The following is a 22,384-nucleotide window of genomic DNA, read 5'->3' as shown; positions in this document are numbered from 1 at the left end:
GGAGAATAACAATGAAAGAAATAAATGTAGCTGAAATAACAAAAACCGTAAGAAATTTATGTATAGATGCTAATTACTATCTTTCTGATGATATGAGAAACAAATTAACAAAGGCTAGAGAAGAGGAAACTTGGGATATAGCTAAAGGTGTTTTAGATAAGATTTTAATAAATGTAGATATAGCTAAAAATGAAAAAATGCCAATGTGTCAAGATACAGGGATGACTTGTGTGTTCATAGAAATTGGTCAAGATGTTCATATAGTAGGAGGCAGCCTTTACGAATCTATTAATAAAGGCGTAGCCGCAGGATATGAAGATGGATTTTTAAGAAAGTCAGTAGTTAAAGACCCAATAGACAGAGTAAATACAAAAGATAACACTCCAGCAGTTATATATTATGATATAGTTCCAGGAGATAAGTTTAAAATAACTGTAGCTCCAAAGGGCTTTGGCTCAGAAAATATGAGCCAGATTAAAATGCTAAAACCTTCAGATGGTCTTAAAGGGGTTAAGGAATTTATTCTAAAAGTAGTAAAAGAAGCTGGTCCTAACCCATGTCCACCAATAGTTGTAGGTATAGGATTAGGTGGCACTTTTGATAAGGCAGCTAATCTTGCTAAAAGAGCAGCGATTAGACCTACTGAAGAGGCAAACTCAAATCCTTTCTATGCAGAACTTGAAAAAGAGCTTACGCAGGAAATAAATAAGCTTGGTATAGGACCTCAAGGTTTTGGTGGAAGAACTACCGCATTAGCTGTTAATATTGAAACTTATCCAACTCATATAGCGGGTCTACCAGTTGCGGTAAATATAAACTGCCATGCGGCAAGACATGCGAGTAAAGAGTTATAATAAGGATAAGGGGAGGGAAATGTTATGGAGAAAAGAATAACTACGCCACTTACAGAAGATAAGGTTAAAGCTTTAAAGGCAGGAGATAGTGTGCTATTATCTGGTGTTGTATATACCGCTAGGGATGCAGCTCATGCAAGACTCGTGGATCTTATAGATAAGGGAGAAAAACTTCCGATGGATATTAAAGATGCGGTCATATATTATGTTGGACCAACTCCAGCAAAGCCTGGAAGGGCCCTTGGATCAGCAGGGCCAACTACAAGCTATAGAATGGATGCTTACACACCAAAGCTTTTAGAAAAAGGATTAAAGGGAATGATAGGTAAGGGATTAAGATCACAAGAGGTTGTGGACTCTATGATTAAAAATGGTGCTGTATATTTTGCAGCCATTGGTGGAACAGCGGCTCTAATAGGTAAATGTGTAAAAAAAGCAGAAATAGTAACCTATGAGGATTTAGGTTCTGAAGCTATAAGAAGACTTGAGGTAGAGGATTTACCTATAGTTGTAGTAATAGATAGTGAAGGTAACGATCTATATAAACAAGGACAAAATGCTTATTTGGAAAGTGTAAAATAAATTTGATTTAAGTTATAGTGTGAGGTGATACCATGGAAATTAATAAACCAGCAAAAGCCGGAACAATGGAATCTAACGATATATATGTAATGCTTATGCCAAACCCTAAGGGCGGTATTGAAATAAATCTTCAAAGTATTGTTATGAAACAGTTTGGGGAAGAAATAGAAAGAGTAATACTAGATACACTTAAGGGATTAAAAGTAGAAAATATTATAGTAAATGCTCAAGATAAAGGTGCATTAAACTATACAATAAAAGCTAGAATAGAAACAGCTATAAAAAGAGCTCAATAAGAGGTGATGTATATGAAAAGGTTGAGAAGAACTATGCTATTTATGCCTGGTAATACTCCAGCGATGCTTCAGGACGCAGGAATTTTAGGCGCAGACTCAATTATATTAGATTTAGAGGATGCTGTAAGTATAACAGAAAAAGACAGTGCTAGAATTTTGGTAAGCGAAGCAATAAAAAATGTAGATTATAGTAATGTAGAAGTGGTAGTTAGGGTAAATCCATTTTCTACTGAATTTGCACAAAAGGATATTGATATAATTGCAAGAGTTAAACCAGATACATTGATGATACCGAAAGCTACAGAAGAAGAACTAAAGGCTATAAATGAAATACTTACAAACATAGAAGCGCAGGAATGTTTTGCAAAGGGAAGTATAAAGCTAATTCCAATAGTGGAAACAGCCTATGGAGTTGAAAATGTTTATAACATAATAAAATCTTGTGATAGGATAGTAGCTGTTTTACTTGGAGGAGAGGACTTAACTTCAGATTTAGGTATAAAAAGAACCAAAGAAGGAGAAGAAGTTTTCTATGCAAGGAATCGAGTAGCAATTGCATGTAGGGCAATGAAGGTGGATTCTATTGATACTCCATTTACAGATACTAACGATTTTGAGGGATTATCAAAAGATACGTTTAAAGCTAAAAGCCTAGGATTCACAGGTAAAGCAGCAATAAATCCAAGACAGATTGATACCATTCATTCTGTATACGCTCCAACTTCAGAAGAAGTAAAATACGCCAAAAGAGTCCTAGAGGCTATGGAAGAAGCAGAAAAAGAAGGAAAAGGAGTATTTTCCCTAGATGGGAAAATGGTAGATGCTCCAGTTATAAATAGAGCTAAAAACACAGTAGAATTAGCAAAGCTTTTAGGCCTTATATAAAAGCTTTTTTTAAGCTACTTTAGTGGATTAGTTAATTGAGGTGATAGTAATGAAAAATATACTAGGTAGAGAAATACCGGAATATATAGAAGGTTATGGAAAAGTAACCCCTTTCGAAGGTGCATTTAAACATGTTGGCATTAAAATGAAAAAAGAAGTAAAAGTAAACTCTGTAACTCCTAGTGACGAAAAAGTTTTAAGTAGTATAGAGGAAGTTTTAGAGAAGGTTTCATTAAAAGATGGTATGACAATTTCATTCCATCATCATTTAAGAAATGGAGATCATGTATTAAATTTGGTGGTGGATGCTATTGCAGAAAGAGGAATAAAGAATATTACCTTAGCAGCAAGCTCTCTGTTCCCAAACAATGTGCCTTTAATTGGGCACATAAAAAACGGTGTAATTACTAAAATAGTGACTAATTATATGTCAGGTCCTGTGGCACAAGAAATTTCCAGAGGAATATTAAAAACACCAGTTATAATGCATACCCATGGTGGACGTGCTAGAGCAATAGAAAGTGGAGATTTGCACATAGACGTAGCTTTCATTGCAGCACCTACAGCAGACACATATGGAAACATTAATGGATTGTATGGAAAATCAGCCTGCGGAGCCCTAGGTTATGCAGTATCAGATGCGCAGTGTGCAGATAAGGTAGTGGCAATAACAGATAATTTGGTACCTTACCCTACTTGCCCTATAGAAATAAGTCAAATATATACAGATTATATTCTAAAGGTAGATTCCATTGGTGATCCAGCTGGAATAGTATCAGGTACTACAAAAATCACTAAGGATCCAGTGGGGCTTAAAATAGCTAAAATGGCAAGTGATGTTATGGTTGCGTCAGGGCTTGTTAAAAATGAAATGTCATTTCAAACAGGCGCAGGTGGGATTTCTTTAGCTGTAGCTGCAGAATTAAGAAAGTATATGAAAGAGAATGGTATAGTTGGTAGCTTTGCGTCAGGTGGAATAACTGGATATCTTGTAGATATGTTTAAAGAAGGATTATTTAGATCATTATTTGATGTGCAGTGTTTTGATTTGCAAGCAATACAATCTTATGTAAGTACTCATAAACATCAAAGAATGTCTGCTTCCATGTATGGAAATCCAGATAACAAAGGTGCAGTTGTAAATAACCTAGACATAGTCATATTAGGTGCTACAGAAATAGACACAAATTTTAATGTTAATGTAACCACTGGTTCAGATGGGGCTATCATGGGTGGTTCTGGGGGCCATAGTGATACAGCAGCAGGAGCTAAGCTTACAATAATTGTTACACAATTAACGAAGGCAAGACTTCCAATTATAAAGGATAGTGTAACTACGGTAACAACTCCAGGAGAAAGTATTGATGTTATTGTAACAGAAAGAGGAATAGCCGTTAATCCAAAGAGGACGGACATAATTGAGAAATTAAAGAAAACTAATCTTCCTATAATGACGATTGAAGAGATGAAAGCAATAGCTGAAAAAATGACAGGTAAACCAAAAGCAATTGAACTTTCGCAGGAAATAGTTGCAGTTATAGAATATAGAGATGGTTCGGTAATTGATGTGGTTAGAAGACCACTATAATGCATAAAATAAAGCTGAAAATAATTATTTTCAGCTTTATTTTATTTATATTAAACGTTGCAATGGTAAACCTATATATATTGGATTTTATCGCATAATAAAGATATAATAGAGTGTAGCGATAATATATCTTCGGGGGGACCAGAAGCTTTCATAAGGAGGATTTCTATGTATGGATTTAACGCTGAAAGAATTAATCTAAAGGATGAAGATGAGGTAAAGAAAGTAAAAGATTTTTTGCAAACATTTGGACTACTACTTGATGATAATGTGGATTATACCATTGTTATTAGAAAAAATGAAGAGATTAAAGCCACTTGCTCTAAGTCGAAAAATGTATTTAAATGTTTTGCAGTTTCAGATGATTTAAGAGGAGAAGGGGTATCCGCTATATTGATGGGAACATTATCGGATAAGCTTTTTGAGGAAGGAATTTATCATAGTTTTATATTTACTAAGGTAGAAAACACAGATATATTTACGTCGCTTGGGTACAAACTTGTGCATAAAATAGAAAATGTAGCTCTACTTGAAAGTGGGATATATGATATAAAAAAGTATTTAAATGATATGCAAGAGGAATACGATATAGATGCAGATATTCAGAAGTCAGCGATAGTTATGAATTGTAATCCATTCACATTAGGACATAAGTATTTAATAGAAGAGGCTGCGAGGCAAAGCACAGAAGTCCTGGTATTTATAGTTGAAGAAGATAAATCTTCATTCCCATTTATCTATAGATATGCTATGGTTAAAGAAGGTGTTTCCCATTTACATAATGTACGGGTGATTAAAGGGGGAGAATATATTATTTCGGAAGCTACTTTTCCATCCTATTTTTTAAGAAAAGAAGATGTAATACTAAAGGCATATACAACACTCGATGCATCAATTTTTGGAAAATATTTTTGTGAAACTCTAAATATAACTAAGAGATTTATAGGGAAAGAGCCTTATTGCATCGTTACAAACGCTTATAATGAGGCTTTAAAGGAAATACTACCCACCTATGGGGTAGAAGTTGTAGAGGTAAAAAGAAAAGCGCTTATGGGAGATATTATCAGTGCCTCAAAGGTTAGAAAATTAATTAAGGAAGACAAAATAAGCCATATTGAACATATAGTACCTAGTTCAACGTGGGAATTTTTAAATACTTTGGTAGGAAAGGAGATAATGCGGAAAATAAGGCTCAGCGATTCTCCGCATTAATTACGATATGTATACAGCAGAAGATATATTGCTAGCAAGAGAAAAAAGAATTGAATATCAAGAAGAACTAGTGAAGAGATACAAAATGCCAATATTGGTTGTTAGGGTTAACTATCCAGGCATAAACAAGGATAATCATTATTCACAAGAAATAACTGTGATTATGGATCAAATAATTTGTAAAATGCTTTCTGATTCTATTAATTATAAAAAAATAGTTACAACTGCAGAAGGTCCCATTGTGATTATGTGCATAAATAAGAAAGCAAGGGACATTAAATCGATGACACTTAATTTAGAAGATAATCACATTTTAGGAAGATGTGTAGACTTAGATGTATATGATGAAAAAGGTAGAAGTATTAGTAGAAGGGATTTCGGGTTAGATATGAGAAAATGCTATATCTGTGAAGACGTAGCTCATAATTGTGTAAGAAGCAAAAAACACAACTTCGATGAAGTTGAAGAATTTATTAAAAGTAGATTTGCAGAATATGGGGAGAAATTTTATGAATAATAAATATTTAATATCCCATGAAGCGTTTGTTATAGCAGGGTACGCAATTGAAGCAATGCTATGTGAAGTGGCGGCATATCCGTCACCTGGGTTAGTGTCATCTATATCAAAAGGGGCTCATATAGATATGGATCACTATTCTTTTATTAAAAGCACCTCGGCTCTAAGTAAGTATATGGTATTGTTTGCGCAGGAAGGATATTCAAAGAGAACTCCCAAAGAAATATTTAAGGCTATTCGAAATATAGGAATAGAAGCCGAAAAAGAGATGTTTAAGGCTACCAAGGGTGTAAACACTCATAAAGGTATGATTTTTCTTTTAGGTATAAGTTGTGCAGCCGTGACCAAAGTGATGTATGATAAGAAAAATTTTGAGGAAATTCAAAATATAATAAAGCAAATGACTAGAGGGCTTGTTCAGGATGAATTATTTTATATGAATAAAGATAAAGTCACAAGCTATGGAGAAAAATTATTTTTAAAATATAATGTAGAAGGAATAAGAGGGCAAGTAGAGAGAGGCATTCCTCTAGTTTTTGATTATTCTCTTGGAGTATATAAGGAAAATAAAGCTCAAAAATTAAATAGTCGGTTAATACATACCCTCATATCCATCATGCAACATTGCGAGGATTCGAATGTTCTTCACAGACATTCAATGGATACGTTAAAAGAAGTAAAGGAAAAGGCAATTCATATAATCTCTTTAGGTGGAATGGCTACAGAAAGTGGTAAAGCGGCAGTAGAAGAATTGGACAAAGAATTTATAAAAAACAACATAAGTCCAGGAGGATCAGCAGATTTGCTAGCCGTAACTGTATTCTTTAATTCTGTAGAGGAATATTTGAGTCTTAACAGAATCTCGTAATTGATTACAATATTTACCTGTTTGGAGGGGTATATGCTAAAGACAAAGAAATATATCGTCATATCATTAATTGTATCTCTATTCGCAGAAATATATTTTTACCCATTAGAAAGTCAACTAAAATTTTCAGTAGGGGTAATTATTTTCAACTTAAGTATACTTATAATGGACGATATGTCAGAATTGAGAATGGCGTTTTTATCTGGCTCACTAATATTCGTAATGAGGAATATTTTTGGAATAGTATTATCACAGTATGGAATTATAGATATAATAGCTTCTAATTTTCCTTCGCTAGTATATTATTTAATCTATGGTGCTTTTATTAATATTACTAAAGTTAGAAAATATAAAGACCGTATAGTTAATACAATTTTATTATTAACATTAATAGATTCGATAAGTAACATATTTGAAGCTATTATGCGAAATGGCATTAATTTATATATTATAAGAATCATATTTTTGGTAGGATTTATTAGGGCGGTTTTATCTTACCTTGTTTACCTCACTTATATTAAACAAAAATTATTTATCATAAATAGTGAACATCAGAAGAGATATACAGAGCTCAATTTATTAATTTCGAATATACATGCAGAAATGTTTTATTTAAAGAAGTCTATGAAAGATATTGAAAAGGTGATGTCAAAAAGCTATTGTTTATATGAGACTTACAAGTATAATGATGATTTAAGAGAAAAAACGTTGGACATCGCAAGAGAGGTACATGAAATAAAAAAAGATCATTATAGAATTTTAAAAGGATTTGAATCACTTATAGATAATTTTGAAAATCAAGATGAAATGACACTCTCAAGTATTTTTACTATTATTAATGATAATACAAGCAGATATATAAAAGAAGGCAATAAAGAAATAATAATAGAATTCCAGTTTAAAAATGATTTTACTATTAGGGCTTATTATAATTTATTTATTATTCTTAATAATTTAATAATTAACAGTATAGATGACTGTGAAAATGAAGGGTTCATTAAAATATCTGAAAAAGAAGATGAAGGTAATATATATTTTGAAGTAACTGATACAGGGAATGGAATTGATGAAGAGATTCTTCCTTATATTTTTAATCCAGGGTTTACTACAAAGTATGATAATATAACAGGAAAAGCATCTACGGGTATCGGACTTTCACATGTGAAAAATATTATTGAAGACTTAGGAGGAGATATAGAGGTAAAATCAGATAGAGTGACGGGTACTACATTTATATTGAAAATACCTAAGAACTCATTGAATGGAGGATAACTGTGGGAAAAAGTTTTTTGATTATTGATGACGATGTTAATATTAGAAAAATGCTAGGCCTTTTAATAAAGAAAAATAACCTTGGAAAAGTTATTTGTGAAATAGATAGTGGTGAAGATGCTGCGCAAGACATTATATTCTATAGCCCGGATATAGTGCTTATTGATTTTTTGTTACCTACAATGGATGGAATTGAAATAATTAAGGATGCTAAGAAGAAAGGGTATAATGGTAAGTTTATTATGATATCTCAAGTTGAGGATGAGTTATTGGTATCAAAAGCCTATGAAAATGGAATAATTTTTTTTATAAGTAAACCTATAAACAGTATAGAAGTTACTAATGTTATAAGAGGGATATGTCATAATATTGAGCTTGAAAATTCGTTAGCACTTATAAAAAGTGCAGTATCAAGCTTAAATAATGATAAAAGTATAACAAAGGAATTATTTTTGGATGATCAAATAACTAATATTTTTGCTGATATAGGTATTACAGGTGCTGTAGGGAGTAATGAGCTAATAAAAATTATACATAAAATAATAGATTTTAAAAAAAGGAATCCATCATCTACATATCAGCTACAAAAAATATACAGTGAAATCGCACAGGAGGAATATGGAGATGTAAACATAAATAAAAAGGCATTAGAACAGAGGATTAGGAGAACTATTCAAAAGGCCTTAAAAACTATAGCAGAGATCGGTTGTGATGATTATAGTAGTAGTATTTTTATGGAATATAGCACATTATTATTTGACTTCAAGCAAGTAAGGCAGGAAATGAGACATATAAACAATGATACAAATGAGCCCGGCAAAATAAATACAAAAAAATTTATTGAAAGCATTATTACCAAATTAAGCTCATAAGTATTCAAAACATAGTCCTATAGATAACAAAAAAATACTAATAATATAAAAAGTTAATTTATTTGTGCAAGAGTTCGTAGTTTTGTGTAGTTATTTGTATAATTTGCTTATAATATATAGTATATAACAAAAACATTATCAGGAGGTACAAGAAATGAATTTTAAATTAGATATGATTCAAGCAGTGGCAGTGGCAGTTATCGTTCTATTTACAGGACAAAAAATTAAAAACAAGTTGACTTTTTTAGAAAAGTATTGCATACCAGCACCAGTGATCGGAGGATTGATTTTTGCAATAATCACATTGCTACTAAAAGTAAGTAATATATTGGTTTTTGATATGGATATAACGCTACAAAAATTATTTATGACAGCGTTCTTTACAACTATTGGGTTTACTGCAAGTCTTAAATTACTAAAAAAAGGTGGAAAAGGAGTTTTTATTTTTTTAGGATTATCCGTCGTAATTGTAGTTCTTCAAGATATTACAGGAGTTGCACTTGCTAAGATGTTTGGTCTAAATCCACTTATAGGTCTTTCAACGGCATCAGTACCTATGGTAGGTGGACATGGAACTGCAGGTGCCTTTGGTCCAATATTTGAAAAAGCAGGTGCAGTAGGTGCTACCACGGTAGCAATGGCATCAGCAACCTTTGGCTTAATTATGGGCAGCGTTATTGGAGGGCCTATAGGGAAAAAATTAATTGAAAAAAATAATCTTTCATATCCTATGAAAACGGTTAATTCAAAGGTGCATGAAGAGGCAGCAACAACCAAAGAAGACACTGTAAAACATCTAATTCCCGAGAAGTTTATGGGAGCTGTATCTCAAATTTTATTAGCTATGGGTCTAGGTACAATTATATCAACACTTCTAGAAAAAACAGGGATAACTTTTCCACCATACATTGGTGCTATGTTTGCAGCTGCAATTCTTAGAAATATATCTGATTCTACAAATGCATATAGAATCCATATAGATGAAATCGATGTCATAGGGGGTATTTCATTATCTTTATTCTTATCTATGGCGTTAATGGGATTGAAATTATGGCAATTAGCAGATTTGGCTTTACCTCTAATAGTAATGTTATTTGCTCAGACCATTTTAATGGGGTTATTTGTATATTTCATAACGTTTAATGTTATGGGAAGAGATTATGATGCAGCGGTAATGGCCTCTGGTAATTGTGGATTTGGTATGGGCGCTACACCAAATGCAATGGCAAACATGGGGGCTATGACAGCAAAATATGGGATTGCTCCAAGAGCGTTTTTTATAGTTCCGTTAGTTGGAAGTTTATTTATAGATTTTTGTAATGCTGGAGTAATTACAATGTTTATGAATTTTTTTGTGAAATAATAGATATTTAAATTGTACATATTAAATAATTTTGGAAACTAAGCTTATTTACTTGAGTGTTCCTAATATAATAATCAAAAAAATAGCGAGAAAAAATCTCGCTATTTTTTATTGCATTATAAGAGCATAACAGAGACTTATGAAACATAAGATTACATATAGTGGAAGTGTTTTTATGGGATAATTTATATGTAAAAGAACAATTGGTGTACAAGCATATACACTAGATATTTTAACACTGTCACATACATCAAAAGGATTTTATAGGACATACTACATTATTATAGACATAATTATTTAATGCATATTGCTTGGTTAAGAAAAAACATAAAAGTCTGAAAATTTAATTTTTAAAAAGAAGTATTTTGTAGCATTGCGTTTTTATCTGTATAAGCTTATTATAATTATCATATATACTATAATATAATATGATATAATACAAGGAGGATAAAAATGGTTATAAAATTAGACATGATTCAAGCAGTAGCATTAGCAGTTATCGTTTTATTTATAGGACAAAAAACCAAAAACAAGTTAACATTTTTAGATAAGTATTGTATTCCAGCACCGGTTATTGGTGGATTACTCTTTGTATTTCTTACTTTAATACTAAAAGTAACTAACATATTGACTTTTGATATGGATATAACGCTTCAAGCAGTATTTATGACGGCATTCTTTACAACCATTGGGTTTACAGCAAGTCTTCAATTATTAAAAAAGGGTGGAAAACAAGTTTTAATTTTTTTAGCAATAACTACAGTACTTATAATTCTTCAAGATATTACAGGGGTTACACTTGCTAAGATATTTGGATTAAGTCCAATTATAGGTCTTTGTACTGGTTCTGTCCCTATGGTAGGTGGACATGGAACATCAGCTGCTTTTGGTCCATTATTTGAAGCAAAAGGTATAGCAGGTGCCACAACAGTAGCATTGGCATCAGCGACATTTGGACTAGTTATGGGCAGCATGATTGGAGGACCTATAGGTAAAAAATTACTTGAAAAAAATAATCTTTCATATCCTATGAAAACGGTTAATTCAAAAACTTCTAAAGATGTAACAGTATCCAATGAAGACACTAAAAAACCAATGATACCTGACAATTTTATGAGTGCAGCATCTCAGATTTTGTTAGCTATGGGAATAGGTACAATTATATCTAGTCTTTTTGAAAAAACAGGATTTGCTTTTCCGGGATATATAGGTGGTATGTTGGCGGCCGCAGTTTTAAGAAATATAGCGGATGCTACAAAGGCTTATAAGGTCCATTTAGATGAAATTGATGTTATAGGAGGCATTTCATTATCTTTATTCTTATCTATGGCATTAATGGGATTAAAGCTATGGGAATTAGCAGATTTAGCTTTACCTCTAGTCATAATGTTATTTGCTCAGACAATTCTAATGGCGTTATTTGCATATTTCGTAACTTTTAAGGTTATGGGAAGAGATTATGATGCAGCGGTAATGGCTTGTGGACAGTGTGGATTTGGTATGGGAGCTACACCAAATGCAATGGCGAACATGAGCGCTATGACATTAAAATTTGGTCATGCTGAACGTGCATTCTTTGTTGTACCATTAGTGGGAGGTTTATTTGTAGATTTTGTTAACGTTGGAATCATTACGACGTTTATGAATTTCTTTATTAAATAATAAACACTTTTAATCTTACAAATTCTATACTTTAGCGACATTTCAGAAGGAAAGTATGTATTACTTAAAATACATACTTTTTTTAGTGAAAGAATAATATAATAGTTAAAAAATAAGCTAATAATCATAAATAGCGAGAAAAAATCTCGCTATTTTAATTATATCTTGATAAAAAAAACTATGGACTTTATAATTGTGTTATAAGCTTAAGGGAAGGTGACAAATGGGTACAATTAATGATTATTATAACCAGGTTATATGCACTATTAATGAAGGTGTTATTGTTATAGATAAGAAAGGCATCATAAAAATCATTAATAATGCTGCTGAAAAAATGTTGAAGGTTAATGCAGAAAGTAGCATAGGGAAACATATTTTAAAAATATTTCCTTATGGTGAATTATTAAGTATAATTGAAAATAGAGAAGAACAATTAAATATAAAAGAGGGTAAATTTATTATAACCCGTAAAGTAATAACCCAAAATGGCGAAGTCATAGGTGCACTCCAAATATTTAGTAAAAAAACGGAAAATAAGATATTAATGAATTCACAAAGAAATGAAAGAATAGACGAAAATATTTTGAATACAATTTTTAATGCTGTAAAAGAATGTGTAGTTGTAGTAGATCAAAATGGAATAATAACTATGATGAGCGATGAATATAAAGAATTTATTAATTGCGAAAATCCAGAGGGAAAACATGTAACTGATGTTATAGAAAATACAAAATTACATATAATAGCGAAGACTGGTAAACAAGAGTTTGGAGAAATTCAAGAAACTAATGGACATAAGATAATTTCGATAAGAGTTCCTATAAAGAAAGATGGTAAAATTGTAGGGGCCATTGGGAAAATAATGTTTAAAGATTTAGACAATTTTAAAATATTAAGTAATAAGATAAACAATTCACAAAAAGATGCTGAATATTGTAAAAATGAATTAAGCACAGATCAGAAAGCAATATATACTTTTGAAAACATTATAGGCAATAGTGTTAAAAGCCGCGAGGTAATGAAACTCGCCAGAAGAGTAGCTAAGATAGATTCAAACGTTTTAATTACTGGTGAAAGTGGAACGGGTAAAGAACTCTTCGCTCACTCCATTCATAATGCTAGTAGAAGATGCCAAAAGCCTTTTATAAAAATTAATTGTGGAGCTATTCCAGCACAGCTTTTTGAGTCGGAAATGTTTGGTTATGAAGAAGGCGCTTTTACTGGTGCTAAAAGATCAGGTAAGAAAGGCAAGTTTGAACATGCAAATGGCGGGACAGTCTTATTAGATGAAATTGGTGATATGCCTATGAATATGCAAGTTAAACTCCTAAGAGTTATTCAAGAAAAAGAATTAGTTAGGGTTGGCGGAAATGATGCTATCAAAGTTGACATAAGAATTATTGCGTCAACTAATAAGTCATTAGAACAGTTAATTAAAGATGGAAAGTTTAGAGAAGATTTGTATTATAGGTTGGATGTTATGCATTTAAAATTACCCTCATTAAGAGAAAGAGTAGAAGACATTGATGAATTGTCTAATGCATTAAGGGTAAAAATATGTAAAAAATATAATATCTACTCGGAGGGCATTTCAAGGGAGGCTATTGATTGTTTGAAATCTTATAACTGGCCGGGAAATATAAGACAACTTGAAAATGTAATAGAAAGAGCTATAAACCTACTTGATACAGATATTTCTATAATGCCAAGACATTTGCCAGAAAAGATAATTAATGGTAAAGTGAAAAAATATTCATTAGAAAATAATTATTTAAAAGATGTTGTTGAAACTATTGAACAAGACCTTATCATGGAATGTATAAAAAAAACAGGAGGGAATAAAAAAGAAACTGCAAAAATATTGGGACTTAGTAGGGCCGGATTGTATAAGAAATTAAACAGGTATAATTTAATGAAATTAGCAAATCTACAATAGTACACATGTAAACTATGGTTACATGTGTTGTTTTTATATTAAAAATAGTTGCTGTGGTATAAATGGGGATTGTTAAAAAAATTATATGCTTAGGTGTATCAATACGTTGAAAATACTTTTAGTGATTTTTTTAACAAATAGGTTATAATATTAACAAGCTCAAGATGGGTAAGTGTATGGGGTTATTAGTGTTAACTAAGTTTACAGTCGTAGTTATAATTTGTTTTAAAAAATTGGCAGAGGTTGGTATAGTAAGAGTTGTAAGATTGTGCACACTTGGCATGGAAATTGCTAGTAATAAATATATAGGAAAAAACAAAAGCATATAATAAATTCCTATTATGTGGTAATAATATACTAGAGAAATAAATAAACGGAGGGTTATAATATGAGAGAAGTAGTAATTGTAGGAGCAGCAAGAACAGCAATAGGATCTTTTGGTGGAGGATTATCAAAAGTATCAGCTGTAGAAATGGGAACTGTTGCAGCTAAAGAGGCTATAAAAAGAGCAGGAATTAAACCAGAACTTGTAGAAGAAGTTGTTATTGGTAATGTAATACAAGCAGGACTTGGACAGAATGTTGCAAGACAAATATCAATACATGCAGGCATTCCAGATGAGGCTTCAGCACTTACAATAAATAAGGTTTGTGGATCAGGACTTAGAGCTGTAAGCATGGCAGCACAATTTATAATGTGTGGAGATGCGGAAGTAGTTTTAGCAGGCGGAACTGAAAGCATGAGCAACGCTCCATATGCACTACCAAACAATAGATGGGGTGCAAGAATGGGAGACGGAAAAGTAGTTGATACTATGATTAAAGACGCTCTATGGGATGCGTTTAATGACTATCATATGGGAGTTACAGCAGAAAATATTGCAGAAAAGTGGAACATAACTAGAGAAGATCAAGATCAATTTGCTTTGAAAAGTCAATTAAAAGCTGAAAAAGCTATAAAAGAAGGTAAATTCAAAGACGAAATCGTTCCAGTGGTAATCCCTCAAAGAAAGGGCGACCCAATAACATTTGATACAGATGAATTCCCGAAATTTGGTTCAACTATAGAAAAATTAAGAAAATTAAAACCAGCATTTAAAAAAGACGGTACTGTAACAGCAGCTAATGCATCAGGAATAAATGACGGTGCAGTTATGTTTGTAGTAATGTCAAGGGCTAAAGCAGATCAATTAGGACTTAAACCTCTAGTTACAATAAAATCTTATGCATCAGGTGGAGTAGATCCGAAAATAATGGGATATGGTCCAGTTCCAGCAAGTAAAAAAGCATTACAAAAAGCAGGAATGACCGTAGCTGATTTAGATTTAATAGAAGCTAACGAAGCTTTTGCATCTCAATCATTAGCTGTAGCTAAAGATTTAGGCTTAAATCCAGAAATAGTAAATGTTAATGGTGGGGCTATAGCACTTGGACATCCAGTAGGAGCTTCAGGTGGAAGAATACTTATTACATTAATATATGAAATGATAAAAAGAGATTCTAAAACAGGACTTGCTACATTATGTATAGGTGGCGGTCAAGGAACTGCGATTATCGTTCAAAGATAATAGCAAAAAAGGATCAGCAAAAAAATGCTGGTCCTTTTTTAGTTGATAGAAAATAAAGTAATTATTAATTAATATTCAGAATATTAATTAAGTAAGGATTTAATTTAAAATTTTGATATAAATGAAGATTAAGTAAAATTTAAGAAGCTTTTAATAATAATGTTATATAATATTAAAGAATAACTGCTAATAATATGGTATAATTATAAGGATAGGAGTGATATAGATGGTTAAAATAAAAAACGCTGTGCCAAACATGTTCACCTTAAGCAATATGTCTTGTGGAATTTTATCTATACTTATGAGTTTTGACGGAAATTATAAATTAGCAGCGGTATTTATTCTTTTAGCAGGAATATTTGATAGATATGATGGTAAAATAGCTAGGTTTTTAAATGTGGATAACGATTTAGGTAAAGAACTAGATTCATTATGCGATTTAGTATCTTTTGGTTTGGCACCTTCAATATTAATATTTAATATTTATAATTTCGCAGGGCTTGGGTCAATTGGGTATTTAATGGTTTTAATTTTCCCAGTAGCAGGCGCATATAGGTTAGCGAAATATAATATTACGGATTTTGATGGGGTTTTTTCAGGAATTCCTATTACTGTTACAGGCACATTTTTAGCACTGTATGCTTTATTTATGTTTAACAAAGCTTCAAATTTAGGGTCGACTATGATTTTAATGGTTATATTATCTTATTTAATGGTAAGCAAATTAAAATTTAAAAAACAATAGTTAAACAATTATAATGAAAAAAAAATTATAACGCAATTATAGTAAAAACCTCACTTTATAGTGAGGTTTTTTTAACGACATTTCAGAAGGTGAGTTACCTACGCATATAATTGGGGGCACATATTATAGCAAAAATAAAATTTCAGTGGGAATATAAATCATCTTCTGGAGTCGTCAATTCATCTTCGTAGAAGATGTGCAGCTCCGCAGGAGATGATTTAATCTCTAAATTTATAATAATATTCAGGGGTATCTTCAGTAATAACCTTAAATTCATAACCTGAATCTAGATAGTATTTTATGATTTCAGGTAGAGCTTTTACAGTGTTTTTATTATTAAAATTGCAGTGCATAAGGAGTATGGCTACATTTTTATTTCCTTTAATTATTTTTGAATTTTTAATAAGTTGTGAGACACTTAAATTAGGGTTTATACCATCAGATAAATTAACATTCCAATCATATACTTTAAAATTGTTTTTATGAAGTTTCTCTAAATTAGAAGCATTTAAGCGTTTAGCGCTACCGCCAGGAAATCTAATAACCTTAGGAGCAAAGCCAGTGACTTCTTCAATTTTGTTGGAATCTTTTTTCATTTCATAAATAAACTCATCTGTACTTCTATATATTTTTTTAAAATTATGACTGTATGTGTGAAGACCTATACCATGACCCTCATTATATATTCTCTTAAGAATTGATTCCTTTCCTTGAATTTCTTTTCCTACTATAAAAAAAGTAGCTTTTACATTTTGTTTTTTTAATACATCTAATAAAGCATCGGTAACAACGTATGTAGGACCATCATCAAAAGTTAAATAAACAAATTTTGAAGTTTCAATATCGCCAGCAGATTTTAATGACGGACTACATGGTATAAATGCCTGGCTGTTTTTCTGTATATTGGATATATGTGGACTGTTAGATAATAAGAAACAAATAATAGTGGTAGCAAAAACAAGGAAAATACTTTTTTTTCTAAAACTCATATTATCACACACCTTTAATTTTGTCGTAATTAGTATACCCAAAGAAAAATGTATTAAAGCAGTATATTTTTATATGTAAAATTTTTATGTAGCGTGTAATAGGGATTTATAGATAGGTAGTATATCATCACCACAGGTGATGATAATTATGTTAAAGTAGGGCAAGAACATATCTGATGAGTTGTTGACATTCAATACTCAAATTTTGTATAATTATGTTGTTTGATAAAGTTGGAATCTTCTAATTTGTATGGAAAAATAAATTGATAAAATTTTTAAATTATAAATTTGAACATAAAAGATAAGAGGAGGATATACTATGCAACAAACGCCGAATGCTAATAGGCTTCATATAGCTATATTTGGAAAAAGAAATGTAGGGAAATCAAGTTTGATTAATGCAATTACGTCGCAGGATATTGCATTAGTATCTGATTTAGCAGGAACCACAACAGACCCAGTTTATAAGGCAATGGAGCTACTTCCAATAGGTCCTGTTGTTATTATAGATACTGCGGGGTTTGATGACGAAGGCGTAATCGGAGAACTTAGAATAAAGAAAACTAAAGAAGTTATGGACAAAACTGATCTAGCACTTTTGGTTATTGACGGTAATGAGGAAGATTTATTATTTGAGAAAACATGGTATGAAGATTTAAAAAAAAGAAAAATACCTGTAGTTGGAGTCATCAATAAAGTAGACAAAAATGAAGTATCACTCAAGGATATTCAAAAGGTAATAGATCTAACTTTTGTTAATGTTAGCGCTAAAGATAAGACCAATATTGATGGGTTAAAAAAAGTAATTATGGCTAATGCGCCAGAGGATTTTGAAAAATGCACGATTGTCGGTGACATAGTAAAGCCGAAGGCAATAGTAATAATTGTAGCACCACAAGATATCCAAGCCCCAAAAGGTAGACTAATACTACCGCAGGTTCAAGTAATAAGAGATCTTCTTGATAATGATGTTATGGCACTAGTGGTAAAGGATAGTGAACTAGAGGGCATTTTAGCCGCGCTAAAGGACAAACCAGATTTGGTGATTACGGATTCGCAGGTATTTAAAAAAGTCAATTCTATAGTACCAAAAGATGTACCACTTACTTCCTTTTCTATACTTATGGCTAGGTATAAAGGAGATTTACGCACCTTAGTTAAAGGGGCAAAAGCTATAGATACATTGAAACCAGGAGATAAGGTACTTATAGCAGAAGCTTGCACCCATCATCCACTTGTTGGAGATATAGGCCGAGAGAAGCTTCCTATATGGCTTGGGGAAAAAGTAGGTGGAAAGCTAGATATAACGATTTGCGCCGGCAGCAGTTTTCCAGATGATTTAAGCGGATATAAGCTAATAGTTCATTGTGGAGCCTGTATGGTTAATAGGCAGCAATTCATGTCAAGGATTAAGAAGGCTAATATAGAGGAACTGCCTATTACCAATTTCGGTATAGCTATAGCACATATAAATGGTATATTGGATAGAGTACTTAGTGCGTTTGAAGAAGATTCTTTTTAAAGAAAGTTTTTTGAAAAGTATTATATAAAATTAATATAGGGGTAATTTAACTTGAATTTAAATCAATAATTTCAGATGTGCAGAGGGACGTAATTGATAGGACATACTCAATGGGTACTTATATACCTATAAAGACAAAAAAGGGAATGAATAAAGGTGTTGCACACAGAGTCAAAGAGGTATATAGTTATGTGGGAATAGCGGCTAGTAAATTTGAAACTATTAAATGAATTGGATAATATTACATTAGAATTAATGAAGAGGCTGTCAAGATTAAAGCTAAAATAAGGGATAAAAGAGAATTTATTTTAAAATTTTGGGTATAATACTTTAAATATACCCATAATAATTGAAATTTTAACCATTAATGGTGTATTATATTTAACTTTGGGTTGCAACAGTATATATTAATTTTAGTTCAGTATTATTATTAAATACAGGTAGATAAAAAGAATTTAAAAAAATAAGTTGACTTATTGATTATATAATTTAGAATGTAACATATATAATAATATGAATTAACAATAGAAAGGGGTAGTTTAAATGAAGAAAAAAATATATATTGATGGAATGAGTTGCTCACATTGTGTAAGCCATGTAAAGGAGGCATTACTCGATATTGGTGCTAGTAAATTAAAAGTAGATTTAGAAGAAAAATTTGCAGTAGCAGAATTTGAAGACGAAACAACTGATAACGACATTACGGAAGCTATTGAAGAAATAGGATATGAAGTTACTGAGGTAGAAGAAGATTAATATAAAAAAATAAAAAGTTTGCCAATATTGGTAGGCTTTTTTTCTGTCTACTTTTTCATGTCCATTATATGTAGAAACTATAAATATTGGGTAAATAATTAGAAGAAATTATTTGCCCAATATAATATATGAATTTTTTAAAAAAGTACAGATGTATTTTCCTTAATTATTATAAAAATATTAATTATAAAATTTTAATTGAACATTTATTTTCTTATCTTGTATTTCTAAAATAACATAAGAATACCATGGTTCACGTCTTTTACACGTGGGTGAACCTGGATTTATCATGAGTACTTTATTTTTAGTCAAAATAAGTGGCTGATGAGTGTGTCCAAAGATGATTATATCAACTTTATCATCTATAAATTTATCATAGGCTGTATTTAGTGTGCTTTTGCTATTACCATGGCCGTGATACAAACCAATTTTATATCCTTCCACAGATATAATTACTTTTTCTTTTAGTAAATCTCTGATGTATCCTTTATCATTATTTCCCCATACTCCAACAAAGTTCTTATGCTCTTTTAATTTTGACACGACGCTTGAGGAAATATAATCACCTGCATGAATTATCATGTCGGCTTCTTTAAATATATTATTTATTAATTTAAAAAGTTTATCATTATGTTTTTTCGCATGAGTATCAGATAATATCGCAATTTTCATATTTCATCACCTTATAATATTATAGTATTTTATATTATTATTTGCTACATAATTAGTATGTGCGATATATGATATTTCTGTTATAATTATTATATAAATAAAAAGGGTATATTTTTACATTTATTGTGAAGTTTTAGATTTTTATTAAAGCGCAAGGAGAAAAAATGGGGGAAATAGAAGACACGGTCTTAATGTTAGAGCAAACAGGAATAAATATAAAAAACGAGAGATCTTTGCACTCATCCATTAAGCAATGGTATGCGGTGCCAGGGGACAGATTAGAAGTAAAAGTAGATAAATATATAATTGATTTGGTAAGGGAAGATTCATTAATTGAAATACAAACGAAAAATTTTGGTGCAATTGGCAATAAGCTTAGAGAATTGGTTAAGTACAATAAGGTTATGCTAGTACACCCTATAGCTGTTGAAAAATATATAGTAACAACAGAAAAAACTAATAAAGTAATTAGTAGAAGAAAATCTCCTAAAAAAGGTAAAGTGGTTGATTTATTTGATGAGTTAATTAGAATACCTGATTTAATGGCGGAAGAAAATTTTATACTAGAAATCTTAATGACTAAAGAAGAAGAGATACGGTGCAAGGATGGTAAAGGAAGCTGGAGAAGAAAAGGAATAAGCATTGTGGATAGAAAGCTTTTAGAAGTAGTAGATAAAATAACATTTAGAGAAGTAAAAGATTTTTTTGAATTTTTACCACAAGAACTACCAGTGAATTTTACCAATAAACAATTAGCGAAAACATTAAAAGTTACGGTATACAAGGCAAGAAAAATTACTTATTGTTTTAGACAAATGAAGATTATAAAAGAAGTAGGAAAGATTAAAAATGAACTTATATTTGAGAGGGTGTGAAGAATGGATAATAAACCTAAAGTTATCACATTTATGCTGATATCCGCTTTTGCATTTATAGGAGCTCTATTAATTATTAAACCTCAATTCAATTTTTTAGTTCTGCCTCCACCTTTAGGGTTTATATCTGCTATGTGTGCAGGAGCAGCCTATACCTTAATCCGATGTTTAAGAGATAGAGAAAAAGCATCGACTATCGTATTTTATTTTTCTTTTGTTTCAGTTGTATCAATGTTGAAAAAAAAGTTAAAGATTAATAAAAAAACTATTACTACAAGTCGGAGGTCAATTTTAGAATTATAGGAGGAGTAATATATGGATAAGAAAAAGGTTTACGTAACAAGAATAATCCCCAATGAGGCTATTAAGCTTTTAAAAAAGCATTTTGATGTAGAAATTAATCCTCAAGATAGAGTTTTATTAAGAGGAGAGCTCTTAGAAAAGGTAAAAGGTAAGGATGCAGTTTTATGTCTCTTGACTGATAATATTGATAAAGAGGTATTTGAGACAGCTGGTGAAAAATGTAAGATATTTGCTAACTACGCAGCAGGGTACAGCAATATTGATACAGCTGCAGCGACTCAAAGTGGAGTAATAATTACAAACACTCCGCAGGTACTGGATGATGCGACTGCTGACTTAGCATGGACACTGCTTATGGTTGTATCTAGAAGAATCATTGCAGCAGATAAATTCACAAGAAATGGTGCTTTTCAATCTTGCGATCCTATGATGTTTCTTGGACGTGAAATCACGGGTAAGACTTTAGGAATTGTAGGAGCAGGGAGAATTGGTTTTAATTTTGCAAAGAAAGCCAAGGCTTTTGATATGAAGATACTTTATACTGATTTGTTGCGAAATTATGAAATGGAAAAAGAATTGGGTGCTATTTATGTGGATAAAGAAGCATTATTAAAGGAAGCGGATTTCGTTTCATTACATGTACCACTTTCACCTTCTACCAGACACTATATTAGTGAAAAGGAATTTTCTGTGATGAAAAACACTTCAGTTATTGTTAATACATGTAGTGGTCCAGTAATCGATGAAAAAGCATTAGTTAAAGCCCTTAAGCAAGGTGAAATATGGGGAGCTGGGCTTGATGTATTTGAACATGAGCCAGACATTGAACCAGAGCTTCTCGATATGTACAATGTTGCAATTGTTCCACATATTGCCTCGGCTACGATGGAAACAAGGACAAAAATGGGATTAACTGCAGCTAATAATATTATTAAAGTATTGAATGGTGAAAAGCCGGATACTTGTGTTAATGTGGAAGTATTAAAATAATGTTCCCAATAAATCACTCTCATTCAGATTAACGAAGGGAAGTGATTTATTTTAATTG

The 22,384-nt window shown here is 31.4% G+C and carries 23 protein-coding genes; 21 read left to right on the top strand and 2 right to left on the bottom strand.

The features are described 5' to 3' along the window. Nucleotides 1-11 precede the first annotated feature (11 nt). The 16 genes from ACWJJ2_RS10880 to pssA all read left to right on the top strand — a co-directional run bounded on the left by ACWJJ2_RS10880 (nt 12) and on the right by pssA (nt 16,219). Nucleotides 12-854 (top strand): fumarate hydratase, encoded by an 843-nt coding sequence (locus tag ACWJJ2_RS10880; RefSeq protein ID WP_216302217.1) that lies wholly within the window; start codon nt 12-14, stop codon nt 852-854. Between the two features lie 24 nt (nt 855-878). After that, entirely contained in the window at nt 879-1,436 is a 558-nt protein-coding gene (locus ACWJJ2_RS10875; RefSeq protein ID WP_216302216.1) for a Fe-S-containing hydro-lyase, read from the top strand. Between the two features lie 32 nt (nt 1,437-1,468). Continuing rightward, entirely contained in the window at nt 1,469-1,732 is a 264-nt protein-coding gene (citD, locus tag ACWJJ2_RS10870) for a citrate lyase acyl carrier protein (RefSeq protein WP_220286993.1), read from the top strand. Nucleotides 1,733-1,744: 12 nt separating this feature from the next. Beyond that, entirely contained in the window at nt 1,745-2,617 is an 873-nt protein-coding gene (locus ACWJJ2_RS10865) for an HpcH/HpaI aldolase/citrate lyase family protein (protein WP_216302214.1), read from the top strand. A gap of 49 nt (nt 2,618-2,666) precedes the next feature. After that, nucleotides 2,667-4,205, top strand: coding sequence for a citrate lyase subunit alpha (gene citF / locus ACWJJ2_RS10860; protein ID WP_216302213.1), 1,539 nt, complete (start codon nt 2,667-2,669; stop codon nt 4,203-4,205). A gap of 168 nt (nt 4,206-4,373) precedes the next feature. Further along, nucleotides 4,374-5,417, top strand: coding sequence for a [citrate (pro-3S)-lyase] ligase (gene citC / locus ACWJJ2_RS10855; protein ID WP_216302212.1), 1,044 nt, complete (start codon nt 4,374-4,376; stop codon nt 5,415-5,417). Nucleotides 5,418-5,424: 7 nt separating this feature from the next. Beyond that, nucleotides 5,425-5,934, top strand: a complete 510-nt coding sequence (gene citX, locus ACWJJ2_RS10850) for a citrate lyase holo-[acyl-carrier protein] synthase (protein ID WP_216302211.1) — start codon at nt 5,425-5,427, stop codon at nt 5,932-5,934. Continuing rightward, a complete protein-coding gene (citG, locus tag ACWJJ2_RS10845) occupies nt 5,927-6,802 on the top strand; it encodes a triphosphoribosyl-dephospho-CoA synthase CitG (protein WP_216302210.1) in 876 nt (291 codons plus the stop codon). The genes citX and citG overlap by 8 nt, the downstream gene beginning before the upstream one ends. A 33-nt stretch (nt 6,803-6,835) precedes the next feature. Beyond that, complete coding sequence (locus ACWJJ2_RS10840) at nt 6,836-8,074, top strand: ATP-binding protein (RefSeq protein ID WP_216302209.1); 1,239 nt, start codon at nt 6,836-6,838, stop codon at nt 8,072-8,074. A gap of 2 nt (nt 8,075-8,076) precedes the next feature. Then, nucleotides 8,077-8,946, top strand: a complete 870-nt coding sequence (locus ACWJJ2_RS10835) for a response regulator (RefSeq protein ID WP_216302208.1) — start codon at nt 8,077-8,079, stop codon at nt 8,944-8,946. 154 nt (nt 8,947-9,100) lie between these two features. After that, nucleotides 9,101-10,309, top strand: coding sequence for a sodium/glutamate symporter (gene gltS / locus ACWJJ2_RS10830; protein WP_462953247.1), 1,209 nt, complete (start codon nt 9,101-9,103; stop codon nt 10,307-10,309). Between the two features lie 453 nt (nt 10,310-10,762). Then, nucleotides 10,763-11,971: a sodium/glutamate symporter gene (gene gltS, locus ACWJJ2_RS10825; protein WP_216302206.1), complete on the top strand. Its 1,209-nt coding sequence runs from the start codon at nt 10,763-10,765 to the stop codon at nt 11,969-11,971. A 223-nt stretch (nt 11,972-12,194) separates the two neighbouring features. Next, nucleotides 12,195-13,907, top strand: a complete 1,713-nt coding sequence (locus ACWJJ2_RS10820; RefSeq protein WP_462953246.1) for a sigma-54 interaction domain-containing protein — start codon at nt 12,195-12,197, stop codon at nt 13,905-13,907. 176 nt (nt 13,908-14,083) lie between these two features. Then, entirely contained in the window at nt 14,084-14,236 is a 153-nt protein-coding gene (locus ACWJJ2_RS10815; RefSeq protein WP_216302204.1) for a hypothetical protein, read from the top strand. A gap of 59 nt (nt 14,237-14,295) precedes the next feature. Beyond that, nucleotides 14,296-15,474: an acetyl-CoA C-acetyltransferase gene (locus tag ACWJJ2_RS10810; RefSeq protein WP_216302203.1), complete on the top strand. Its 1,179-nt coding sequence runs from the start codon at nt 14,296-14,298 to the stop codon at nt 15,472-15,474. A 226-nt stretch (nt 15,475-15,700) separates the two neighbouring features. Further along, entirely contained in the window at nt 15,701-16,219 is a 519-nt protein-coding gene (pssA, locus tag ACWJJ2_RS10805; protein WP_165413341.1) for a CDP-diacylglycerol--serine O-phosphatidyltransferase, read from the top strand. 218 nt (nt 16,220-16,437) lie between these two features. Here the strand turns inward: pssA and ACWJJ2_RS10800 are convergent, their stop codons facing one another. Further along, nucleotides 16,438-17,208 (bottom strand): polysaccharide deacetylase family protein, encoded by a 771-nt coding sequence (locus tag ACWJJ2_RS10800; protein WP_216303876.1) that lies wholly within the window; start codon nt 17,206-17,208, stop codon nt 16,438-16,440. A gap of 319 nt (nt 17,209-17,527) precedes the next feature. Here ACWJJ2_RS10800 and hydF point away from each other — a divergent pair, with 319 nt between their 5' ends. Further along, on the top strand, nt 17,528-18,730 hold the full coding sequence (gene hydF, locus ACWJJ2_RS10795) for a [FeFe] hydrogenase H-cluster maturation GTPase HydF (RefSeq protein WP_462953245.1): 1,203 nt from the start codon (nt 17,528-17,530) through the stop codon (nt 18,728-18,730). Between the two features lie 543 nt (nt 18,731-19,273). Continuing rightward, the gene (locus ACWJJ2_RS10790) at nt 19,274-19,486 is read left to right on the top strand and encodes a heavy-metal-associated domain-containing protein (protein ID WP_165413344.1); all 213 of its coding nucleotides are present in this window, start codon (nt 19,274-19,276) and stop codon (nt 19,484-19,486) included. A 180-nt stretch (nt 19,487-19,666) separates the two neighbouring features. On the opposite strand, the gene ACWJJ2_RS10785 is transcribed toward ACWJJ2_RS10790, so the two are convergent. Continuing rightward, nucleotides 19,667-20,158: a metallophosphoesterase family protein gene (locus ACWJJ2_RS10785; protein WP_165413345.1), complete on the bottom strand. Its 492-nt coding sequence runs from the start codon at nt 20,156-20,158 to the stop codon at nt 19,667-19,669. Nucleotides 20,159-20,322: 164 nt separating this feature from the next. Between ACWJJ2_RS10785 and ACWJJ2_RS10780 the strand changes: the two genes are divergently transcribed. The 3 genes from ACWJJ2_RS10780 to ACWJJ2_RS10770 are packed head-to-tail and all read left to right on the top strand — an operon-like array spanning nt 20,323 to nt 22,326. Continuing rightward, nucleotides 20,323-21,033, top strand: coding sequence for a hypothetical protein (locus ACWJJ2_RS10780; protein WP_216303874.1), 711 nt, complete (start codon nt 20,323-20,325; stop codon nt 21,031-21,033). Between the two features lie 3 nt (nt 21,034-21,036). Continuing rightward, nucleotides 21,037-21,336: a hypothetical protein gene (locus tag ACWJJ2_RS10775; protein WP_216303873.1), complete on the top strand. Its 300-nt coding sequence runs from the start codon at nt 21,037-21,039 to the stop codon at nt 21,334-21,336. A gap of 12 nt (nt 21,337-21,348) precedes the next feature. Beyond that, nucleotides 21,349-22,326, top strand: coding sequence for a 2-hydroxyacid dehydrogenase (locus ACWJJ2_RS10770; RefSeq protein ID WP_216303872.1), 978 nt, complete (start codon nt 21,349-21,351; stop codon nt 22,324-22,326). Nucleotides 22,327-22,384: the final 58 nt, after the last annotated feature.

It is taken from the genome of Clostridium sp. CM039 (genome assembly GCF_055081075.1).
Note: the sequence above shows the minus strand (reverse complement) of the source record. Positions and strands in the feature narration are given on the sequence as shown.